At 46.4% G+C, this 22,938-nt stretch carries 21 protein-coding genes; 8 read left to right on the top strand and 13 right to left on the bottom strand.

The window, feature by feature from the left end; all coding sequences use genetic code 11:
- Nucleotides 1-89 precede the first annotated feature (89 nt).
- Complete coding sequence (locus AC3WU2_RS13475; protein WP_492454873.1) at nucleotides 90-1,178, bottom strand: methyl-accepting chemotaxis protein; 1,089 nt, start codon at nucleotides 1,176-1,178, stop codon at nucleotides 90-92.
- A 140-nt stretch (nucleotides 1,179-1,318) separates the two neighbouring features.
- Here AC3WU2_RS13475 and AC3WU2_RS13470 point away from each other — a divergent pair, with 140 nt between their 5' ends.
- Genes AC3WU2_RS13470 through AC3WU2_RS13450 form a run of 5 tightly spaced genes read left to right on the top strand, consistent with a single transcriptional unit; the run spans nucleotide 1,319 to nucleotide 4,298 of the window.
- Nucleotides 1,319-1,444 carry a hypothetical protein gene (locus AC3WU2_RS13470; RefSeq protein ID WP_379350189.1) on the top strand — a complete coding sequence of 42 codons (126 nt, stop codon included), beginning with the start codon at nucleotides 1,319-1,321 and terminating at the stop codon, nucleotides 1,442-1,444.
- A gap of 16 nt (nucleotides 1,445-1,460) precedes the next feature.
- On the top strand, nucleotides 1,461-2,804 hold the full coding sequence (locus AC3WU2_RS13465) for a cytochrome ubiquinol oxidase subunit I (protein WP_492454871.1): 1,344 nt from the start codon (nucleotides 1,461-1,463) through the stop codon (nucleotides 2,802-2,804).
- 3 nt (nucleotides 2,805-2,807) lie between these two features.
- On the top strand, nucleotides 2,808-3,830 hold the full coding sequence (locus tag AC3WU2_RS13460) for a cytochrome d ubiquinol oxidase subunit II (protein WP_492454869.1): 1,023 nt from the start codon (nucleotides 2,808-2,810) through the stop codon (nucleotides 3,828-3,830).
- Nucleotides 3,831-3,848: 18 nt separating this feature from the next.
- A complete protein-coding gene (cydS, locus tag AC3WU2_RS13455) occupies nucleotides 3,849-3,950 on the top strand; it encodes a cytochrome bd oxidase small subunit CydS family protein (protein WP_492454867.1) in 102 nt (33 codons plus the stop codon).
- A gap of 60 nt (nucleotides 3,951-4,010) precedes the next feature.
- A complete protein-coding gene (locus tag AC3WU2_RS13450) occupies nucleotides 4,011-4,298 on the top strand; it encodes a hypothetical protein (RefSeq protein ID WP_492454865.1) in 288 nt (95 codons plus the stop codon).
- Between the two features lie 5 nt (nucleotides 4,299-4,303).
- Here AC3WU2_RS13450 and AC3WU2_RS13445 read toward each other — a convergent pair whose 3' ends face one another.
- The 4 genes from AC3WU2_RS13445 to AC3WU2_RS13430 form a co-directional block, all read right to left on the bottom strand.
- Entirely contained in the window at nucleotides 4,304-5,029 is a 726-nt protein-coding gene (locus AC3WU2_RS13445) for a response regulator transcription factor (protein WP_018756066.1), read from the bottom strand.
- Between the two features lie 121 nt (nucleotides 5,030-5,150).
- Nucleotides 5,151-6,956, bottom strand: coding sequence for a two-component system histidine kinase PnpS (gene pnpS / locus AC3WU2_RS13440; protein ID WP_492454862.1), 1,806 nt, complete (start codon nucleotides 6,954-6,956; stop codon nucleotides 5,151-5,153).
- A 27-nt stretch (nucleotides 6,957-6,983) separates the two neighbouring features.
- Complete coding sequence (locus AC3WU2_RS13435) at nucleotides 6,984-7,979, bottom strand: bile acid:sodium symporter family protein (protein ID WP_492454860.1); 996 nt, start codon at nucleotides 7,977-7,979, stop codon at nucleotides 6,984-6,986.
- A gap of 8 nt (nucleotides 7,980-7,987) precedes the next feature.
- Nucleotides 7,988-9,526 (bottom strand): fumarate hydratase, encoded by a 1,539-nt coding sequence (locus AC3WU2_RS13430; protein ID WP_492454858.1) that lies wholly within the window; start codon nucleotides 9,524-9,526, stop codon nucleotides 7,988-7,990.
- A gap of 193 nt (nucleotides 9,527-9,719) precedes the next feature.
- Between AC3WU2_RS13430 and yfbR the strand changes: the two genes are divergently transcribed.
- On the top strand, nucleotides 9,720-10,313 hold the full coding sequence (gene yfbR, locus AC3WU2_RS13425) for a 5'-deoxynucleotidase (RefSeq protein ID WP_492454856.1): 594 nt from the start codon (nucleotides 9,720-9,722) through the stop codon (nucleotides 10,311-10,313).
- Between the two features lie 343 nt (nucleotides 10,314-10,656).
- Here yfbR and AC3WU2_RS13420 read toward each other — a convergent pair whose 3' ends face one another.
- The 4 genes from AC3WU2_RS13420 to citZ all read right to left on the bottom strand — a co-directional run bounded on the left by AC3WU2_RS13420 (nucleotide 10,657) and on the right by citZ (nucleotide 15,099).
- Nucleotides 10,657-11,529, bottom strand: coding sequence for an SDR family oxidoreductase (locus tag AC3WU2_RS13420; protein WP_018756071.1), 873 nt, complete (start codon nucleotides 11,527-11,529; stop codon nucleotides 10,657-10,659).
- 127 nt (nucleotides 11,530-11,656) lie between these two features.
- Nucleotides 11,657-12,598, bottom strand: coding sequence for a malate dehydrogenase (gene mdh, locus AC3WU2_RS13415; RefSeq protein WP_492454854.1), 942 nt, complete (start codon nucleotides 12,596-12,598; stop codon nucleotides 11,657-11,659).
- Between the two features lie 26 nt (nucleotides 12,599-12,624).
- Nucleotides 12,625-13,917 (bottom strand): NADP-dependent isocitrate dehydrogenase, encoded by a 1,293-nt coding sequence (icd, locus tag AC3WU2_RS13410; RefSeq protein ID WP_492454853.1) that lies wholly within the window; start codon nucleotides 13,915-13,917, stop codon nucleotides 12,625-12,627.
- A gap of 69 nt (nucleotides 13,918-13,986) precedes the next feature.
- On the bottom strand, nucleotides 13,987-15,099 hold the full coding sequence (gene citZ, locus AC3WU2_RS13405) for a citrate synthase (protein ID WP_018756074.1): 1,113 nt from the start codon (nucleotides 15,097-15,099) through the stop codon (nucleotides 13,987-13,989).
- Nucleotides 15,100-15,380: 281 nt separating this feature from the next.
- Between citZ and AC3WU2_RS13400 the strand changes: the two genes are divergently transcribed.
- Entirely contained in the window at nucleotides 15,381-16,919 is a 1,539-nt protein-coding gene (locus AC3WU2_RS13400) for a Ppx/GppA phosphatase family protein (RefSeq protein ID WP_492454850.1), read from the top strand.
- A gap of 117 nt (nucleotides 16,920-17,036) precedes the next feature.
- Here AC3WU2_RS13400 and ppk1 read toward each other — a convergent pair whose 3' ends face one another.
- Nucleotides 17,037-19,121 carry a polyphosphate kinase 1 gene (gene ppk1, locus AC3WU2_RS13395; protein ID WP_492454848.1) on the bottom strand — a complete coding sequence of 695 codons (2,085 nt, stop codon included), beginning with the start codon at nucleotides 19,119-19,121 and terminating at the stop codon, nucleotides 17,037-17,039.
- A 196-nt stretch (nucleotides 19,122-19,317) separates the two neighbouring features.
- On the opposite strand from ppk1, the gene ytvI reads away from it, so the two are divergent.
- Nucleotides 19,318-20,439 (top strand): sporulation integral membrane protein YtvI, encoded by a 1,122-nt coding sequence (gene ytvI, locus AC3WU2_RS13390; protein WP_492454846.1) that lies wholly within the window; start codon nucleotides 19,318-19,320, stop codon nucleotides 20,437-20,439.
- Here ytvI and AC3WU2_RS13385 read toward each other — a convergent pair.
- The 3 genes from AC3WU2_RS13385 to pyk all read right to left on the bottom strand — a co-directional run bounded on the left by AC3WU2_RS13385 (nucleotide 20,436) and on the right by pyk (nucleotide 22,830).
- The gene (locus tag AC3WU2_RS13385) at nucleotides 20,436-20,828 is read right to left on the bottom strand and encodes an FxsA family protein (protein ID WP_492454844.1); all 393 of its coding nucleotides are present in this window, start codon (nucleotides 20,826-20,828) and stop codon (nucleotides 20,436-20,438) included. The genes ytvI and AC3WU2_RS13385 overlap by 4 nt on opposite strands.
- Nucleotides 20,821-21,324, bottom strand: a complete 504-nt coding sequence (locus AC3WU2_RS13380) for an acyl-CoA thioesterase (protein ID WP_492454842.1) — start codon at nucleotides 21,322-21,324, stop codon at nucleotides 20,821-20,823. Before AC3WU2_RS13380 ends, AC3WU2_RS13385 begins: the two co-directional genes overlap by 8 nt.
- An 81-nt stretch (nucleotides 21,325-21,405) precedes the next feature.
- Complete coding sequence (gene pyk, locus AC3WU2_RS13375) at nucleotides 21,406-22,830, bottom strand: pyruvate kinase (protein ID WP_018756080.1); 1,425 nt, start codon at nucleotides 22,828-22,830, stop codon at nucleotides 21,406-21,408.
- Nucleotides 22,831-22,938: the final 108 nt, after the last annotated feature.

Genomic DNA, 22,938 nt, shown 5'->3' with positions numbered 1-22,938 from the left:
CATAAGATTCGAATGTTAAGGCTATTGATAGAGTTTGTTAACGGATTGTAAATTTTGAGTTTTTATTAAGATTTCGTGAACGACGGGTGCTAGCTTGTCTTCTGCAACTGCTCAACGATCTGAGAGAGCGAACTCGTCACTTCGGATGTCTTCTTATCTGCAATGACCGATTGATGGCGAATATCCGACGCTTGCAGGCGATTCTCTTCTGCGGCATGAGATAACCGTTCGAATAGGTCCTTCGCCCCAGTAACGAGCATGGCGCTATTGGCCGTCTCTTCCCGTCCGCTCTGGACATCACGCACCGTGCTCGTTACCGCTTGCGCGATCTGATCGATCATTTCCGTAATCGCAAGTGCCGAGCGCTTCGTCTCGTCTGCTAACTTCCGTACCTCCGCTGCAACAACAGAGAAGCCTTTTCCATGTTCTCCGGCTCTCGCCGCTTCTATCGCTGCATTGACAGCCAGCAGATTACTCTTCTCTGCAATTTCACGGATAAAATGAGAAATCTCTGATACCGAGCTTGTCTTCTGCTGCAATTCATCAATCTGTCTCTCTTGCCTTTCCGCCTGCAGGGCAAAATTATTGAAGAGTAGCGAGACTTTATCAAGTTCACTCTTGCCTTGAAGCGTCAAATGCACCATGTCCTCGGATTGCCTCATCCCTTGATCCGCTGCACTTGCTACTTCCTCAACCGAAGCATGAATCTGCTCGATTCTCTCCTCCATACGATGTGCAATCCCAAGCTGATCTTGGATCGATTGCTGCTGCTGCATCCGTGCGATGTGGAGCAGTACCCCCACCGTCAGAACCCCAATGAATTGTCCCTGGTTCGTCACGATAACGCAGTCGTACATATGTTTTTCCTCACGATTTAACGCCATATCAATCATCTCTTGCGGCCTTATATGTATATCCACGATCAACGGATTGGGGTCCATGATCTGCGTGATCGGTTTCTCATAATACAGATCTGCACCGTATTTTTTCCCTAGAAAACGGAAGAAGCGATCCTTCATCACAAGCCCCACAGGTTCATTGGTGATCTCATGACATACGACAAGGCATTCGCTATCAATTCCGCGATGGATCATCTGGACGACTTCACGACATGGTTGATTCGGCGAGATTACGCTAGGTACAGTAATAAATTTGTGAATCATTAGTGCTTTTGACATCGCTGTTCCTCGCATTCTTTGCTTTTGCTAATCAATTTACCATCCAACTATTAAATCAAGAGCTGCACTTTGTACTAAAAGTGTAAAATTTGGGCAAATTACGACTGAAGCTTATTTCGAATTTGAACAGAGGTGCAAAGGTGACGCAGCACAAATCAACCAATACCATACACAAACAAGAACAACGTCTCATCAAACTCTGTCTCGTCGTGGCGATCATTATGCTGCTCGCTTTAACACGGATGTTGATGAAATGGTTCTTATAAAGGAGGCGTGGTTCGCATGAGTCACTATGATCCCGTCGTATACAGTCGGATGCTAACATCCATCACGCTTGGATTTCACATAATCTATGCCACCATCGGTGTGGGCGTCCCTATGCTCATTGCGCTCGCGGAATGGATGGGCATCAAGCGCAAGGATCCTCATTATCTATTACTCGCAAGACGTTGGGCACGCGGTTATACCATTACCGTCGCGGTAGGTGTCGTCACAGGAACGGCGATTGGACTACAACTAAGTCTATTGTGGCCAAGCTTCATGCTCGTCGCGGGACAGTCGATTGCACTGCCGCTCTTCATGGAGACGTTCGCATTCTTTATCGAAGCGATCTTCCTTGGGATCTATCTATACACATGGAATCGATTCAAGAATCCTATCCAACATTTCATGCTGCTGATCCCCGTCGTCATCGGTTCATCGGGATCAGCCTTCTTCATTACTTGCGTGAATGCGTTCATGAACACCCCCCGAGGTTTCAATATCTCAGACACGGGGAAGCTTACCGATGTTCAGCCATTCCTTGCGATGTTCACCGCGTCCATGCCGACCAAAGCCGCACATGTACTCGCTACGGCGTATGTCACAGCTTCGTTCATCCTCGGCGCTATGGCGGCGATGGCTTTACTTAAGGGCAAGAACCATGTCTATTATCGAAAAGCACTCAAGATCACGATGGTGGCAGGGATCATCTTCTCTCTTACGACAATTCTTATCGGAGATTTGTCCGGAAAATATCTCGCAGCCTATCAGCCTGAGAAGCTCGCAGCAGGAGAATGGCATTTCGAGACGGAACGTTACGCCCCGCTCATTGTTGGCGGTGTCCTCGATAGTCAGAACAAGGTGCACTATGCACTCAAAATTCCTTTTGCTTTAAGCATTCTGGCGCACGGGCTGCCAAGCGCCGAAGTCCAGGGATTGAATGAGACACCCAAAGATCTTCAACCGCCGCTCTGGATCCACTACATGTTCGATCTGATGGTTTCCATTGGCATGCTGCTGTTATTTATTGGTCTCTGGTTCGTCATTGCGATTCGAAGACGGCGCAAATCAGTAGAACCAGCCAAACCGTTGAACAAGCTGTTGCTATCGCTTATCATTGTCGGCGCCCCACTCTCGGTCATCTCGATTGAAGCGGGGTGGATCTATACCGAAGTCGGTAGACAGCCTTGGATTCTCGTTGGATTCATGAAAACAGCAGAAGGAGCGACCAAATCTGGACAAGTTGATCTTATGCTCTGGGTCTTTGTCGCATTATATCTTGTTCTCGGTGTGAGCAGTGCTTATGTCCTGCGGAGAATGTTCAAGCATCATCCGGCGGAAGAAGAATTGAAGGAGGAGGTCTAGCGTATGAGTTATGAAATCTTGGGGATTACCGTATTGTGGATTTTTCTATATGGGTACCTCATCGTTGCATCCATCGATTTTGGAGCTGGCTTCTATAGCTTCTTCAGTCTTATCACGGGGAAAAGGCATCGCATCCACCCGATCGTTGAACGGTATCTCGCCCCAGTGTGGGAAGTGACGAATGTCTTCCTCGTCTTCTTCTTCGTCGGCATCATCGGCTTTTTTCCAGAGACGGCGTATTACTATGGTACGTCCCTACTCGTCCCTGGCAGTATTGCAATTGTTCTCTTAGCCATTCGAGGGGTCTACTATGTCTACAGCCAGTATGGGAACCGCAACAATAAATTCTATATGTTCCTCTACGGGGTTAGTGGATTGCTGATTCCAGCATCATTGTCCATTGTGCTGACGTTGTCCGAAGGTGGATATATTCACGAGAACAACGGAGTCGTCTCTCTGGATTACCACGCGCTGTTTACGAGTGGATATTCATGGTCAGTCGTAGTGTTAGCCATCGTTAGCGTATTGTACATCTCTGCCATGTTCTTGTCGTACTATGCCGGCAAGGCCAAAGACAAGGAAGCCTTAGAAATATTGCGGCGTTATGCGCTGTTCTGGTCCGTACCAACCATTCTCTGCAGCTTCTGGGTGTTCTTCTCGATTCAGCGTCATAACCTGGAGCATTTCAACAAAATGGTGGATAATGCCTGGTTCTTCGTCGCATCGTTCATCTGTTACGCCATTGCTGTGTATCTCGTGTGGAAGCGGAGACGGCTCCAGGTATCCTTCGTCATGGTCATGCTTCAGTTCGGGTTCGCCTTCTTCGGGTATGGCAAATCGCATCTGCCTTACATCTTGGTTCCTTATCTAACGCTGCACGAACACTTTACTAACAAATCGATGGCCCTTGCGCTCGTCATTGTTTTCCTACTCGGACTGCTCGTTCTGGTTCCTTCCTTGTACTTGCTGCTGCGCTTGTTCCTATTCGATGCGCACTATGTTCGAGGCAAGCTCAGTAAAAAATAACGCGGAGGTTCACTGCCTATGGAAATATTTCTGTTGTTCGTCGCACCGTTTATCATTATTATTCTCGCTGTTGCAGTGCTGTTCTGGTGGGGAACGATCGTCAAAGAGGATCAGGCTTGAAAGGACTATAGCTAGTTGGAGGAGGGCATTACGATTGCACGTTTAGAGGGGGGGATAGGTATGTGGGGGGCCCAGTCCGCTTTCGCTCACTGTGCAGGCAAATTAACTGCTTTTGGGCAGTTATTTGAGCCATTTTCGATCACTGCGAGCGAATTAACTACTTTTTTACAGCTATTTGGTCCGCTTTCGCTCACTGCCGGTAAATTAGCTGCTTTATTGCAGCTATTTGAGCCACGTTCGCTCACTGAGAGCGAATTAACTGCATTTTTGCAGTTATTTGCCACCGCTACCCTTCCTACAATAAAAAAACGCCCAACGTTAATTCAAACGTTGGGCGCTATTTATTAGCCACATTAACGCGGTGCGCTTACCTTCTTGTTCATCACAAGCTTGTAACCTACACCCCGAATGGAGTCGATCTGCACGGATTGTTGATTCATCTCCAGCTTCTTCCGTAGCGAACTCACATGGACATCGACGGTTCGTTGTCCGCCAATATAATCGAATCCCCAAACGACGTTCATCAAGTCATCGCGCGTGATGACCATACCTGGTCGCTGGACCAAATAGAGCAGCACTTCGAATTCTTTCGGACGTAGTGGAATGGCTTCGCCATGCAGCACGACTTCATATTTCTCCGGATAGATCAGGAGCTCTCCGGCATGAATCACGTTCTCCTTGGAAGCGGTTTGGGTTAACGAAGTATCATCGCCAGAAGTTCTACGCAGTACAGCCGAGACTCTTGCAAGCAGCTCTGCCACGCCGAATGGCTTCGTAATATAGTCATCGGCACCATGCTTCAAGCCTTGTACAACTTCTTCTTCCGCATTACGCGCTGTCAGAATAATAATTGGCGTCCGCATACCGGATTGCCGGATTCGACTCAAAATCTCAAACCCGTTCATCCCTGGCAGCATAATATCAAGAATAATCAAATCGTACATTTTCTGAAGGGCTGCCTGTAATCCCTCCGTGCCATGATCAATAACCGTAATCTCATATCCATCTTGCGACAAGTTATAGGAGAGTAATCGAGCTAAGGTCGGCTCGTCCTCGATAATTAATATTTTTTGCGGCATGTGAGTCGCAACCTCCTCGTCAAGCTCTTACCGGTCTATTCGCCTCATTCATCATACCATGATTATGTTAACGGAGTGTAAATGTTTTGTAAATCGAAATTAATATTTACGAATTCACTTACTAAAATGCATGCTCTTGAACAACAGGAATTTCAATGACGAACCGAGTACCTACTCCAATCTCGCTGTCCACCGTAATGGTACCATCATGGGAATCAACCAGATGCTTCACAATCGAGAGGCCAAGCCCTGTACCACCTGAACTGCGTGATCTTGCTTTGTCCACCCGATAGAACCGCTCGAAGATCCTCGGCAGATCCGATTTTGGAATCCCAATGCCAGTATCGGAGATCGTGAATCGAATCCGTTCATAATCGCCTGCTGCGTTCAAATCGACCGGCTCCAAAATCACCTTCACCTGACCACCCTCTGGTGTATAGGAAATCCCATTCGATACCAGATTCAAGATGATCTGGCGCAGCCGATCTTCATCCGCTTCTGCATAGAGATGTTCAGGAACCTGGACATATAGATCAATGTGTTTCTTCGACGCTTCTGTTCGAAGCACATCAACCGTTGATTCTACGAAGCTTTGCAGCTCTACAGGAGAGAATTGCAGCGGTACACGTTTCGATTCAATTTTGGACAACTCTAGAATATCGCCTATTAACCGGTTCAAGCGTTCACTCTCATCATAAATAATCTGTAAGAAGGAGTTCGCTGTCGCCGGATCATTTACAGCTCCACTCAGCAAGGTTTCCGCGAACCCTTTGACCGCTGCAATCGGTGTTTTTAGCTCATGGGATACATTCGCGACAAACTCGCTGCGCATCCGCTCCAACCGCCGAATGGCAGATAAATCCTGCATCAACACAAGAATGCCGCCGAAATCTTCTTCCCAGATCATCGGGACGACATCAATCTCTAACAATCGCTCCTCGGGAAAATAAATCGTCACTTCGTCTCGCATCATTTCACGCTTCTCAAGTCCTTCGGCGATCATCTTCGTCAATTCATACTGCTGCTTCACTTCAGTATACCGATGTCCGAGCAAATATCCCGTTTCTTTACCTAGAATATTCTCGGCCATCTGGTTGACAAGCACGATTTTGCCTGTAGGATCAACCATAACAATGCCGTTAATCATATGTTCGAGTACATTTTTCAATCGGTTCTCATTCTCACGAATCAGATTCATCTGAACTTGTAGACTATCCGCCATCGCATTAATCGCCGAGCCAAGCTGCTCAATTTCATCGACATTTTTCACATCGACACGCGTACGGTAATTCATATGTGAAATTTGGTGCGCGACGCGCGTTATTTTCTCAATCGGACGAGTAAGATTATGGGCAATGCGATAACTGATGATCCCTGCAAGGACAAACATGATCGCTAGACCCACGGTTAGATAGATCCATAAGGCACGAATACTCGCCTCTACATCTTTAATGCTCATCGCAAGGCGAATATAACCTTCGAAATAAGGCTTATTCTTCACTGGCAACGCAACATATAACATGTTCTCACCCAGCGTATTGCTGTAGCGAATTTCACTGCCAAATCCCTTCGCCTTCGCATTCATCACTTCAAGTCGGTCCAAATGGTTATCCATCGACGCCGGATCATGGTCCGAGTCACCTAATACTTTGCCATCCTCACGAATGAACGTTACCCGTGCGCCTGCGGATTTGCTGAGTAGATGAGCCGCCTCCGTCAATTGCTTCATTGCTTCCGGATCCATCGCTTGAATTTGATTCCAATGATAGGTCGCATCAACAATTTTTATTTCCCGGGTCATATTATCTTCCAAAGCCTCGATATGCGACTTCTTGAACATCTGCACCATATAAAAGCCGGAAGCAGCCATCGATAAACCAATAAGGACGATCATGATCACCGTTAGTCGAACTTTGAATTTTTTCATCACACGCATCCTATCTGTTATTATGGTTTATCTCTTATCGTACCGAGACATGCCTTTTTTGGCTAGACGTCGTATTGTTAAGATTTTATGAAGCGCATGAAAAGCAGTTGCCATCGGCTGCTGGATAAGAATGGACAGGACGACCGGAATCGATGCTTGAGGCGTAAAATACCCCATGGCAATCACAATCCCAAGTGAGATATTCCGCATGCCTGTGGCGTACGCAACTGTAACCTGAAGCGCGGGATCGATGCTTTCCTTCGTTACCCATCGTGAACCAACAGCTCCGACCCCATAACAAATGGCTACTAATAGAATAACCATTGGTACGAGCTTCATCATATCCTGTGATAAATCCTTTACGTACGGTGCTATCGCAGAAGCGTTCAATAGAATCACCGCCAGAAAAGCCAGTTTGGAAGTCGGCAGCATGAACGGCGCTGTCTTCGTCTTGGCTTGCCCCTTCGATAATTCATACACTGCGACGCCGATTACTGTAGGGAGAACGACAATCCAGATTAAATCCAGCATAACACCCCCCGTATCAATCGACAACATCTGGCCGAACATCCACTCGATCGAATGAGGGACAACCAACGGACTTAACGCCGAATCGAGTACGACCAAGGCTAAGATTAGCGGCACACTCCCTTGCGACAGACCTACCCATATGACGGATGAGAGGCCAAGTGGAATCACCGTGAACAACACCATGCCAACGACATAAGGTGAATGCGCACCGAATACAGCCGAACCGAGCAAATAGGCAATTATCGGTGACAGCAGATGAGCTAACCCTAATGTCAACAACATTAAGCCTGGTTTACGGAATACCTGTCTCACATGTCCCACACCGCATCCTATCGCCATCACGAACGTCGAATATCCGAAGAGATATGGGATAGCGCCAATAGCCGGCTGCAGCAATGGAGCAAAAAGAAACCCCAGCAATAAAGCACCCGGGGTCAGTAGGAACATGTATTTATCAACAAATTGACTGAACTGTATGCCAAAGGACTGCATAGCAGATCCTATTTGAACACTGGGTCTTTGAATTGAGATAATTTCGTTAAAGAGTCTTGCTCAACATCTGCATGCAAACTGTTGCCATGGGAATCCATCGTTACAATCGCTGCAAACCCTTCAACCTGCAAATGCCACATCGCCTCTGGTATACCGAACTCCATAAAGTCCACACCATTTACCTTGTTCAGGCATTGCGCATAGTATTGCGCTGCGCCGCCGATAGCATTCAGATAGACTGCACCATGTTCTTGCAGTGCCGCGAGCGTCTTTGGACCCATGCCGCCTTTACCGATAACCGCACGGATTCCGAACTTCTTAATGATATCGCCTTGGTAAGGCTCCTCACGAATGCTCGTCGTCGGTCCAGCAGCCTTCACATGCCAGCCGTCCTCATCCTTCAGCATGACAGGTCCGCAGTGGTAGATCACCGCACCATTCAAATCAATCGGTGCATCGTGATCCATCAAATATTTGTGAAGCGCATCTCGACCCGTATGCATTTCCCCATTGATTACAACAACATCACCAACGCGAAGAGAGCGAATTTGCTCTTCTGTAATCGGTGTTGTGAGGACAACTTCACGTCGTTCCGTCGGTTCAACCTCACGAACCTCTTCTTCAGCAGCGTCGTTCATCGTCACTTCTGTACCTTGCTCATAGATCCATTCTTGAATTTCACCATTCTCTGCGTTAAGCAATACCCCTTGTCTGCGGTAAGCCCAACAGTTGTATGCCACGGATACGAAGAAGCTTGCTGGAAGACGATCCATCACGCCGACTTTACAGCCCAGCAGCGACACTTGTCCGCCAAAGCCCATCGTTCCGATCCCTAATTTGTTCGCATTCTCTAGAATATAATCTTCAAGCTTCGCCAGATCTTCAACCTCGTTCACATCATCAACATGACGGAACAATTGCTGCTTCGCCAGTTCATATCCCGTTGTCCGATCTCCACCGATTCCAACGCCGATAAACCCAGCACTACAGCCTTGGCCTTGCGCTTGATAGACGGCATGCATAATACATTTGCGAATCCCATCAAGATCGCGTCCCGCTTTGCCGAGCCCTTCGAGTTCGGTTGGCAGACTATATTGGATATTTTTGTTCTCGCAGCCGCCGCCTTTAAGGATAAGACGCACATCAATATCATCCCGTTCCCATTGTTCGAAATGAATGACCGGCACGCCAGGACCAATATTATCACCGGAGTTCGCACCTGTTAAGGAGTTCACGGAGTTGGGACGCAGCTTGCCGTTCTTCGTCGCACGTTGAATGGCACTTTTGATTTGCTGCTTCATTACGATTTGGTTCGCCCCAACGGGGGTATGAACGATAAATGTCGGCATCCCGGTATCTTGGCAAATCGGAGATACGTTACATTCCGCCATCTCAATATTCTGGGCGATTGTCGATAGCGCAATCCCTGCACGGGTCGCCTGATCTTCCGCCTCACGCGCTCTCTTCACTGCACGCCGTACATCCGCCGGCAAATTCGTCGAAGTCTCTACAATCAACTGATAGACGCTCTCTTCAAACTGCTGCATGTTGTCCATTTTCCCCTCTCATGATTCACGAAATCCTATTTTAACCATCGCTACTATCATAGCATAGCTAGCTGGATCTATAAACGCTTTCATGTCCAATGGATGTAAATTGTTGTTTAAAATAACCATTTCGAAGCTGACCCAGATCGACTATGATAAGAGTATACGAAAATGGATAAAGGAGCCCAAATGGATGGAGAAGCATTTCTCAGCCTATATGTATAGGCTTCGCTATATTGAACGATGGAGTCTGATGCGCAATGTCATGCCCGAGAATGTCGCTGAGCATTCTTATCATGTCGCCTTGCTGACGCATATGCTCTGCACGATTGGAAATAGGGAGTTCAACCAGCAAGTGGATACCAATCAAGCCGTCACCATGGCACTGTTCCATGATGCGACGGAAGTCTTCACTGGGGATATCCCTACCCCTGTCAAACATCATAACCCACGAATTCTCGCGAACTTCCGCGAGATTGAAGAAATTGCCTCAGAGCGGTTAATTAGTATGGTTCCTAACACACTGCTGCCTGTATATGAGTCTCTGCTCGACAGCAAGAGCGACCAACATCCCGAACTTCGTGCTTATGTCAAAGCGGCCGATTTACTGGACGCCTATCTCAAGTGCGTCACCGAACTCACGGCAGGGAATCGGGAATTTGCTGAAGCGAAACGCCAGACCGAAGCGAAGCTTCAAGAATTGGCGATGCCAGAGGTCGACTACTTCCTGACCTACCTCGCGCCTAGCTTCGAGAAGACCTTGGATGAATTGTCGGAAACAGAATAATTTTTCAAAAGTAAAAGAACCGTCGTCCCACAAGCCATTAACGATGTGGGACGCGGTTCTTTTGCTTTACTCTGCGGAGCGAACATTATTGGGATCAGAGATTCTTTGTGAACGAATTTCTTAGCTTAAGCTGCGAGAAACAACGGAGAGGAAGGTTGAAACTGGAGGAGTGAACACGTTCGCCTTTGTTTTCGGATTTCCCCCGTAGACGATTCATTCAAGAAATCCGAAAACAACAGCGGCCGGAAGTTCAACCTTTCTCGGAGTTACATCGCGCAGCCCCCCACCTCCAGATTAGAGAACAACAGAGCACTGAGGCCAATAATGAGAGCGGCTGAGCGTTCTATCCGTTCACAATGTCCCCACCATTGACATGAATCATTTGCCCTGTGATATAGGATGCATCATCACTTGCGAGGAAGACATAGCTTGCAGCAAGCTCTTCCGGTTGACCTGGCCGTCCCATTGGCGTATCTGATCCAAAGGTACTAACCTGCTGTTCATCAAAGCTCGCAGGGATGAGTGGTGTCCAGATCGGCCCTGGTGCCACTCCATTGACACGAATGCCCTGTGCGACCAAGGAACCAGCGAGCGAACGGGTGAAAGAGACAATCGCACCCTTCGTTGCTGAATAATCAATTAACTCTGGACTGCCTTTATAAGCCGTAATCGATGCCGTATTCACGATGCTGCTGCCCTGCTTCAGATGAGGGAGAGCCATCTTCGTCAAATGGAAATAACCAAAAATATTGGTCTTAAAGGTTCGTAGCAGCTGTGCCGTCGTAATATCGGATAATGACTTCTGCGGATATTGCTCAGCAGCATTGTTCACAACAATATCGAGCTGATCCCATGCATCAATCACCTGCTTCACGGCTGTCTTACAGAAATGCTCCTCCCCAATATCACCACTGATGGCAATACACTGCCGCCCGAGCTGCTCGACGGCTTGCTTCGTCTCTTGTGCATCTTGCTCCTCATTAAGATAAAGAATGGCTACATCCGCGCCTTCTTTTGCGAAAGCAATCGCAACGGCTCTTCCAATCCCGCTATCTCCGCCGGATATGATCGCTTTCTTGCCTGCTAATTTCCCAGCTGGTTTATAATTTTTGCCCTCAAAAGCAGGTCGCGGTGTCATTTCTGCTTCAATGCCTGGCTGCTGATTCTGATGCTGTGGCGGGTTAATGGCTTTTTGCTTGGGCTGACTTTGTGGCATATTCGTTCCTCCTACACTAACATATTCCTTGGTAGGTTACCCCGAATTGGCTGGCCTATAACAACATAGCAAAAACCCCGAGACCATGTGATGGTCTCGGGGTCCTCATTATATATGGGAGATGGAATTAACCTTGAACGACTTTGATTACGTTACGTACGGAAACAGCCGATTTATCAAGCGCCGCTTTCTCATCTGCAGTCAATTCAAGTTCGAATATTTTCTCGATACCGTTACCACCAAGGATTGTCGGTACACCTAAGAACAAGTTGTCATAGCCATATTCGCCTTCAAGCAATGCGATAACTGGAATGATACGTTTCTTGTCCTTGATGATCGCTTCAGCCATTTGAACCAAGGAAGCTGCTGGTGCATAGTATGCACTGCCGTTACCGAGCAGGTTCACGATCTCGCCGCCGCCAACGCGTGTACGTTGAACGATTGCTTCAATTCGATCAGCTGAAATCAATTTCTCGATTGGGATACCGCCTACGTTCGAGTAACGAACGAGTGGTACCATGTCGTCGCCGTGGCCGCCAAGTACGAAACCACGAACATCTTCAACCGATACATTGAGTTCTTGCGCGATGAATGTGCAATAGCGAGCTGTATCCAGAACACCGGATTGACCGATAACACGGTTTTTAGGGAAACCAAGTGTCTCGAACGCTGCAAATGTCATGGCGTCAACGGGGTTACTAAGGATGATGACAATCGAATCTGGGCAATATTTTTTAATATTTTCACAGACCGATCTCACGATACCTGCGTTTGTGTTCACAAGGTCATCACGGCTCATGCCCGGTTTGCGAGCAATCCCTGCCGTTATGATCACGATATCGGAATCTGCTGTATCTTCGTAATTGGAAGTACCGATGATATTGCTATCGAAGCCTTGTACTGGACTAGCTTCCAACATATCAAGCGCTTTGCCTTTCGTTGGGTTCTCAAGTTGAGGAATATCAAGCAACACAACATCGCCAAGTTCTTTTTGTGCAAGCATAAGTGCTGTAGTTGCTCCTGTAAACCCTGCGCCAACGACGGTAATTTTCTTACGTTGAATAGCCATGATTACGATTGCCCCCTTAAATGTAACTACATGTTTTTGATAATTTCATCTGCAAATGCAGAGCATTTCACTTCTGTAGCGCCTTCCATGAGGCGGGCAAAATCGTAAGTTACTGTCTTGTTGTTGATGGAAGCCTCCATACCTTTATAGATAAGGTCTGCAGCTTCCTGCCAGCCCAAATGCTCAAGAAGCATAACGCCGGAAAGGATCACAGAACCTGGGTTAACCACGTCAAGGTCCGCATATTTCGGAGCTGTACCATGCGTAGCTTCGAAGATCGCGTGTCCAGTCACATAGTTGATGTTCGCTCCTGGCGCGATACCGATACCGCCAACTTGTGCTGCAAGCGCATCGGACAAGTAGTCACCGTTCAAGTTGAGCGTAGCGATCACGTCGAAATCTGTTGGACGCGTCAATACTTGCTGCAATGCGATATCCGCGATTGCGTCTTTAACAAGAATTGCACCTGCTGCAAGCGCATCAGCTTGTGCTTTGTTCGCTGCGTCTACGCCGTCAGCTGCTTTGATGCGATCATATTGATCCCATGTGAATACTTTATCGCCGAACTCTTGCTCAGCCACTTCATATCCCCAGTTCTTGAACGCGCCTTCTGTGAACTTCATGATGTTCCCCTTATGTACAAGGGTTACACTCTTACGTTCATGTTTAATTGCATATTCTACGGCAGCGCGTACCAAACGTTTGGAACCCTCTTCGGATACAGGCTTAATACCAATACCAGAAGTCTCTGGGAAGCGAATTTTCTTCACGCCCATTTCTTGTTGCAAGAATTCAAGCATCTTCTTCACTTCAGCAGAACCTGAAGCATACTCGATTCCAGCATAGATATCTTCTGTATTCTCACGGAAAATAACCATGTCTACAAGCTCAGGACGTTTCACAGGCGAAGGTACGCCGTCGAAATAACGCACTGGACGCAAGCAAGTGTACAAATCTAGTTCTTGACGAAGTGCAACGTTCAAGGAACGAATACCGCCGCCGATTGGCGTTGTAAGTGGTCCTTTGATTGCTACGATATATTCACGAATTGCTGTTAACGTATCATTTGGCAACCATTCGCCGTACGCATTGAATGCTTTCTCCCCTGCGAACACTTCGTACCAAGCGATTTTCTTGTCGCCGTTGTAAGCTTTCTCTACCGCTGCATCTAGCACGCGTTTGGAAGCTTTCCAGATATCACGGCCTGTGCCGTCGCCTTCGATGAACGGAATGATCGGGTTGCTAGGAACCTGAAGTTTCCCGTTATCGATTGTAATTTTGTCGCCTTCTGTTGGTAAAGCAAATTTCTCAAGTTGCATGAATTAAATCCTCCTTCATCTTCTTACAAATTCTTTCTATCATTACTACCTATGATCATACCTGAAAAATTAACGATTTTGAATCGGAATATATTTTTGATTCGTGAGACCTGTATATTCTGCACGAGGACGGATGAGACGGTTGTTCTCATACTGCTCCAAGATATGCGCTGTCCATCCAGATACACGGCTAATTGCAAAGATTGGTGTAAATAGCTCACGTTGAATGCCAAGAATCGTGTAAACCGAAGCAGAGTAGAAATCAACATTCGGCTTGAGGCCCTTCTGGCCTGTTACCATCTCTTCGATGCGAACTGACATATCGTACAATTCCGTGTTGCCTTGCAGCTGGCTCAAATCCTGTGACATCTTCTGCAAGTGCTTCGCACGTGGATCGCCGCCCTTATACACGCGATGTCCGAAACCCATAATTTTCTCTTTGTTATCCAGCTTCGTCTGTACATAATCTTCAACACGGTCGAAGGATCCGATCTCTTCGAGCATCACCATAACCGCTTCGTTCGCTCCGCCGTGAAGAGGTCCCTTCAACGCGCCGATAGCTGATGTCACACCAGAATAGATATCTGACAACGTCGCAACCGTTACGCGAGCAGCGAATGTGGAAGCATTCAATTCGTGGTCTGCATGAAGAACGAGAGCTTGGTTTAGCGCTTTCACAGCTAGTTCGCTAGGTTCCTCACCGTTTAGCATGTACAAAAAGTTATGCGCGATGGACACACCGGATTTCGGCGCAATTGGTTCAAGACCTGCACGAAGACGTGACAAAGTAGCAACAATTGTCGGCAATTGAGCTTGCAGCTTAATCGCTTTCCGGAAATTCGCTTCAGAACTCATTTCATTCGCTGTTTCATCATACAAAGCAAGTGCAGAGACGGCTGATCGCAATGCTGCCATCGTGTTCGTCCCCGTAGGATATAATCTCATTTGTTCAACCAATTCGGATGGAATCGCAGCGGATTCACTTAGGTCGCGAAGCAATTGATCCAATTCGGATTGCACAGGGAATCTTCCATACCAGAGTAAATAGATTACTTCTTCAAAAGATGCATGTACTGCAAGATCATCAATATTATAGCCACGGTATGTCAGAACACCGTCAATAATGGAGCTGATCGATGAAGTTGTTGCAACAATTCCTTCCAAGCCTTTTGTCGCTGTCATATACTTCTCTCCTTTGCAATGTTAGCGAAATAAACGTTAAAAAAAGATAAAGCAGCGTGAAATTTGTCTGAAAATGAAAGCGGTTGCCGATTAGATACCTCTATTTGTCAATACTTATTGCTATACTAATAATATAAGACTTTGGATGTTATGTGAACATGAAAAGACGGAAAAGCGAATAGAATTGTTTATCACACCCATCATCTTTTTTTGTAACATATTTCATAGAAGCTATTATTGATGGTACAATAAGCGAAAATCTTCAAAAAAGGGGCATCCGTATGCGCAATTCATTAAGCATCGGCATCATTGACATCGGATCCAACTCCATTCGTCTCGTCGTATACAATCGTTCAGAGAACGGGGCCTTCCAAGTCATTGATGAGAGTAAATACGCAGCAAGACTTAGCCAACTTGTCGATTCGGAGAATAAGATCGATTTGGATCAACTTCAACCTTTGATTGAACGTTTAAATCACTTCAAACGGATATGTGAAATCCATCAAGCAGATACAATCCGCGTAGCAGCGACAGCTGCGATACGCAATGCGGGCAACCGCAATGCGCTCATTACGTATTTGCAACAACATACTGGTTTAACGATTGAGGTATTATCGGGCGAGCAAGAAGCCTACTACGGATTTATTAGTATGGCGAACACCATGGATGTCCAAGACGGATTTCTTATAGACATTGGCGGTGGCAGCTCCGAAATCACATTATTTAGAAATCGTAAAATTGTGAATAGTGTGTCCTTCCCGTTTGGTTGTGTAAATACATCTAGAACATTCGGGCAGAGTGATCCGCTCTCCGATTCAGATATGAAACGAATACAATCCATGGTAAAACAAGCTATTCAACAGGAGCCGTGGCTTACCAATGCACCTGGCTTACCTATGATCGGTTTAGGAGGGGCTGCACGAACCATTGCCAAAATAGAGCAGCTGCGCACGAAATACCCGCTCCAGCGTATTCATCAATACCAAATGGAATCCCAGCAAGTGTCAGACATGCTGGGGCGGCTACGAGATCTCCCGCTCGCACAGCGCACCAGTGTGCCCGGATTATCCAAAGACCGTGCGGATATCATTATCCCAGGCATAATTATTCTACAGACGATGTTCCAGCATTGTGGTTGCAGTCATTATATGATGAGCGGATCTGGTATTCGAGACGGCTTGTTCTACGAGACCATTATGCCGGAAGCACCGATTGTCCCGAAGGTATTGGAATATAGCCTGAGAAACTTGATAGCTCTGCATTTATCCGCTTTACCAAAGGATCATGTCGAACAGGTCAACCGGCTTGGGAATCAGCTCTTCCATAGCCTTCATGAGGACAAGCAATTTAAGTTAACTGTGCAGGACGGGCTGTATTTGCACATCAGCTCCTTGCTCTATCGAATCGGTACCATCATTGATTATTACGGTTACAGTCAACATACGTTCTATCTGATCATGAATGCACGTCTTTATGGTTTGACGCATCGGGAGCTAATCCTTTGTGCCATGATTGCCTCATATACGACCAAGAGCCGTGCGCGTCAAGTCGTTGCCGAGTACAAAGAAATACTTGATGAGAGTGATTATCCACGACTATGCAAGCTAGGGGCTTTGTTGCAGCTTGCTATTGCACTCGACAAAAGTGAAACGCAATCCATAGAATCATTAAACATTCAGATTCGAAAAAATAAATTACGAATTCAGGCCTTGCACCATCACGGTATCAGTATCGCGTTTGAACAAATGGAAGTGCAAGGTGTAGCAAAAGAGTTCAAAAAAGCGTGGGATCTTACCCCTATACTAACATCTGAGCTTTGAACCACTCGTCTCATCTTGGGTCGCTTTACGAACCAAAAACAGGGTGTTCTCCGAACTGTCACAAGTTCGGAGAACACCCTGTTTGCGTTATTTCTTTCGCCCTATGATTCCCAATTATCAGACACGAACGGGCACAGACTTCCATGCTTCAATATGCATTGCTTCGAACTGACTGCGGCAAGCTTGATTCTCCTGTCTCACACGCGTATACGTTCCATTCAATTGCAATTCCCTTGCCTTTGAATTATCTCTTAATTTCAAATCCAACATTCGAATCAAAGACTTCCGGAGCGCCTTATCGAACACAGGACACATCAGTTCAATACGACGCGTCAAATTCCGTGTCATCCAATCGGCACTCGATAAATATACTTCTTCGTCTTCGCCGTTCTTGAAATAGATGATTCGGGAATGCTCCAAGAAACGATCCACAATGCTAATAACACGAATATTCTCACTTAAGCCAGGCACTCCGGGTCTTAAACAGCACACCCCTCGAACGATAAGATCAATTCGAACACCCATCTGTGAAGCAGCGTAGAGCTGATCGATCATTTCTTGATTGGACAACGAATTAATCTGTGCGATGATATGCGCTTCTTTACCTTCTGAGGCCCATTTCATTTCGCGTTTGATTTTGCTGATTAGCTTGTCCTTCAATTCCGTCGGTGCCACGACGAACGCCTGCCAATCATGCGGTGCAGAATATCCGGTCACCTCATTGAACAGCAGCGACGCATCTTCGCCGATCACCGAATTGGAAGTGAAGAGACCAACATCCGTGTATAGCTTGGCCGTATTTTCGTTATAATTACCTGTCCCCACATGGACATACCGACGGAGCATAGATTGTTCGCGCCGTACGACAAGCGTAATCTTCGCATGCGTCTTTAAGCCCACAAGTCCATATACGACGTGACATCCTGCTTTCTCGAGCTGACGTGCCCATGCAATATTCCGTTCTTCATCGAACCGTGCCTTCAGCTCCACGACGACGGTCACTTGCTTCCCGGATTCCGCGGCCCTCGCCAACGCTTGGACAAGAATAGAGTTACCTGAGACGCGGTATAACGTCATTTTGATCGCTAACACATCGGGGTCATCCGCTGCTTGACATATAAAATCGTTCACCACATCAAATGACTCGTAAGGATGATACATTAGCACATCCTTCATCCTCAACACACTGAACAAATCATCGGCATCTGCGAGCTCTTCCGAATACACCGGATCCAGCTTCGGATATCGCAGATGGTCCGCATTCTGAAGTGACATCGTGAACTTCATCAGAAAGCTTAAGTCAATTGGACCGTCAATCGTAAACACATGCTCCATAATTTCGAATTCTTCTTGAAGCAGTTGAAGTGCATAGGGGTGCATCCCCGATTCAATTTCGAGTCGGACCGGAACGCCCCAACGCCGCCGCCTTAGCTCCTTCTCAATCTCTTCCAGCAAATCTTCTGCGCCTTCTTCATCCAGGGTCAGGTCGGCGTTCCTAGTCATTCGGAAACCATGAACGGCAACAGGAATATAGCCGCTGAACAGAATCTCGATATGTACTTTGATCAAGTCTTCTAACAGGATGAATTCCTGCTTCTTGCTGTTCGTTCGATTAGGTACATGAATATACCTCGGAAGGATCGACGGGACCTGTACGACCGAAAAGAACGGCTCCTGTTCGGGTTCCTGTAATTTATCCGGCCCTTGTACTCTCCGCTGCAGCACGACAGCTAGATACAGCTCATTCGTATGAACAAGCGGGAATGGACGGCTCTGATCCACCGCCATCGGAGTTAATACCGGGAATACAATTTCATCAAAATAGATCTGCATGGCCTTCTGCTGCGTGCTATTTAAATCATCAAAGGTCGTAAATACCAACCCTTCTTTATGCAAACTTCGGATTAATTCACGATACGTTCGATACTGATCGGTCACCGCTTTGCTCGTGCGCTTCATAAGGCGCTTTAATAACCCTGAAGGCGTATAGCCGGTAAAATCTTTTTTGTGATATCCAAGCCGTAATTGATCATGAATCCCTGCGACACGCACACTCATAAACTCATCCAAATTGCTAGATACAATCGATAAAAATTTCACCCGTTCCAATAGCGGCGTCTCTGGATCCTGCGCCTCTTCCAGTACACGGCGATTAAATTCCAACCAGCTTAAGTCACGATTCACATATTTTGCAGAAATCATCCGTGTCCGAAGTCCTTTCTCCTCAAGGGATTCCCCTTAATCCTGTAATGAGTCTATTATCCATCAAGAATGTTCGGACAGTTTTAAGATTTTGTAAACGGAGTGTAAACACAAAATAAAGTCGTGATTTGAAAGGAACAAGCATAGATATCAATAGACAAGTCCAAATCGGAAATTCTGCAAAGGAGCGATCTCCTTGGATCACTTAATTGTTAAAAAAATCCTTCGCGGCTGCTGGGTGTTATTCATCTTTATTGTGTTTATTTATGCGCTTTACTGGGTAACCCCACTCATCTATCCGTTCATTCTAGCTTGGATCATCGCTTATTTCCTGAATCCAATCGTTAATATGCTCGAACGAAAGGGGAAAATGCCAAGGTGGCTTGCTGTGACCATCGCAATCCTTGGGTTCGTCGTTATCATGCTCACTATCGTGTCCGCTGTCATTACACGCATCATTATCGAGATCTTCAACCTCTCGCAATCACTCGAAGGCAGTATTAATGATCTAAAAAATATGCTCGTGAACATTCTAGAGAACGAACAATTGAACAGATTCATCACCCAAATCAGCTCATTCTATGAAAATAACCGAAATGTGCAGGACACAATCAATAACAATATGAATCATACAGCGCAAACCTTGACCGATGCCGTCTCGAATCTCATCAGCTCCATGCTCAACAGTATCCTGTCGATTCTCTCGTCGCTCCCCAATATTGCAACGATCTTCATCGTGGTGATCCTTGCCGTCTTCTTCATCAGTAAAGATTGGGCGGATCTCATGCGATGGGTACGTAAATGGCTGCCAGAACGTGTCCAGCAGCCAATATCAATCATATGGGTTGATCTTCAGAAAGCGCTATTCGGATATCTCCGAGCGCAGTTTATCGTCATCTCATTAACAGCTATTGTCGTCATCATTGGTCTCATTATTCTACATATTCAATATGCGATTACAATTGGATTACTTATAGGACTATTGGACCTCATGCCTTACCTCGGGGTTGGCATCGCGATGATACCGTGGATTGCTTATTCTTACATGAGTGGAAACCATAATCAAGCCATAGGTCTCAGCATACTCTATTGCGTCGTTCTCATTGCAAGACAAATTGTAGAGCCTAAAGTCCTTGCTTCAAGCGTGGGGTTAAATCCGCTTCCTACACTAATCGCCATGTTCGTGGGACTTCAACTCTTCGGCATACTGGGACTTATCATTGGTCCGGTGACACTTGTGATTGCATCCGCGATCCAACGCGCGAACGTGTTCCGTGACGTATGGCACTATATTTTCAGAGGCGGTCGTCAAATCTAACGGCGATAAATTGTAAATTTGCCATTCTGCATTTTCTTCATAATCCACATCAGAATCAACCAGCGGTACAAAGGCCGGGTCAGCGGAAATGCCAACGTAAACCCAATAATATCGGTAATAAAGCCAGGGATGATGAGTAACCAGCCGCCAAGGAGCACACAAATGCCGTCAATAAAGGTGCGTCCAGGGACTTTCCCCTCACTCATTTGCCGCTTGGCATCTTCCAGCACCTTCATACCTTCAAATCGCGTGATCGCAATACCCAGTAGAGAGGTTAGAGCTATCAGGAGCAAGGTGTAGAGGCCACCGATCCAGCTGCTTACAAGTGTAATACCAAAAGCTTCAGCTACAAAAACCGCTAACACGATCCATATGCTATTTCTAAGCATCCGGGTCCATCCTTTCTACAGCTTGTTCTAAACAGACAAATAGTTCTGGCGCTTCCTTATCCATACGCACTGGACGAAAATCGCGATTGACCCAAACATGGTGTGTCTCACCGGATACGAGAAGTTTGCCTTTAGGCACCGCCCATGATGGGGAGGAATCTAATGCATTGCGCTCCTCATCCGAGAAAAGGCGGACCTCCGATTGGAAATGCAGCTTCCGTGAACTATAAGCAGCGATCCGGGTACATACAGTGATTTGGTCATCATATCTCGCAGGCATCCGGAATTTTGTCGTTAACTCCGTCACAGGCAGCAATAATCCACGTTTCTCGATATCAATGTATTGGATTCCTAACTCGCGAATGAGCTCTGTCCGCCCAATTTCGAACCAGTTCAAGTAATTCGCATGATACACGACACCCATCTGGTCTGTCTCTTGATATCTTACCCGTAATTGCGTATAAAACCAACGGCTATATTGCTCCATTTCCATCATTGTACCACGGCTCCTTTTTGCAAAAAAAGAGCAATGGCTTGTCCCATTGCTCTTCCTATTTTGCTTGCTATCTATAATGAATTAACGTTTTTTCGCGTGGCAAACTTTGATCAAGTTCGTCGAACCGGATTGTCCTGTTGGTACACCGGCAGTAATCACGATAAGATCATCCTCTTCAACAAGACCGGAGTTAAATCCACCTTGGATCGCGCTGTCGAACATGCTATCTGTCGATGTTGCAACTTCGCCTTTAACCGGGATAACACCCCAAGTTAACGCAAGACGACGCATCACTTGATCTTCAGGAGTTACAGCAACAATCGGTGCTTTCGGACGGTATTTGGATACCATACGTGCTGTGTAACCGGATTGAGTCGAGCTGATGATTGCTTTTGCATCCAAATCTAATGCAGAGCTTGCAACTGCTTGGCTGATCGCTTCTGTAACGGAAGCTTGTTGTGCTAAACGTTGTTTGAAGAACAGCTCACGGTAATGAAGTGCTGACTCTGCACGCTCAGCGATACGAGACATCGTCTCAACGGACTCAACAGGATATTTCCCTGCTGCTGTCTCACCTGATAGCATGATTGCATCTGTACCGTCGAAAATCGCATTCGCTACGTCACTTGCTTCAGCGCGCGTAGGTCTTGGGTTACGTTGCATGGAATCAAGCATTTGAGTTGCTGTGATAACCGGCTTACCTGCACGGTTACATTTCTCGATCATCAATTTCTGTGCAAGAGGTACTTCTTCAGCTGGGATCTCAACACCAAGATCACCACGAGCAACCATTAGGCCGTCAGACACTTCAAGGATTTCATCCAAGTTGTCAACACCTTGTTGGTTCTCGATTTTGGAGATGATTTGGATATGCTGAGCGTTGTGCTTCTCAAGCAATTCACGAATTTCAAGCACGTCGCTAGCTTTACGAACGAACGAAGCCGCGATGAAGTCGATTCCTTGCTCAATCCCGAAGCGAATATCGCTTGCATCTTTTTCTGTGATCCCTGGCAAAGAAATTTTAACGCCTGGAACGTTAACACCTTTCTTGCTCTTGATTGTGCCGCCATTCACAATTTTACACTTGATTTCAGTTCCTTGGATCTCAGCAACCGTTAGACCAATTAGACCGTCATCGATAAGAATCGTGGATCCAACTTCGACATCATTCGGCAACTGTTCATATGTAACCGAAATGCGATCTTTATCGCCAAGGATTTCTTCTGTCGTTAATGTAATGAATTCGTCTTGAACCAATTCGATCGGCTCAACAGCCAATTTACCAGTACGAATCTCAGGACCTTTCGTGTCTAGTAGAATCGCAACCGTTTTATTTAATTCCTGGCAGGCTTGACGAATCGTCTTGATTCGATTGCCGTGCTCTTCAAAATCACCATGGGAAAAATTAAGACGTGCTACATTCATGCCAGCTAGAATCAATTTCTTTGTATTCTCTAGGGATTCGCTGGATGGTCCGATCGTACATACAATTTTAGTTTTGCGCATTATGGTTTCCTCCGTTTTCAAAGCATCTCTTCACAACTAATAAATTTACAACAAAATAGCATTTTTGTACATGAGAATTGTCATAACTACAATATCATCAGTCTCTCC

This window comes from Paenibacillus sp. EB106-05-06-XG162 (assembly GCF_058791655.1).
The sequence above is the reverse complement of the archived record's forward strand: the minus strand, read 5'-3'. Positions and strand labels throughout refer to the sequence as shown.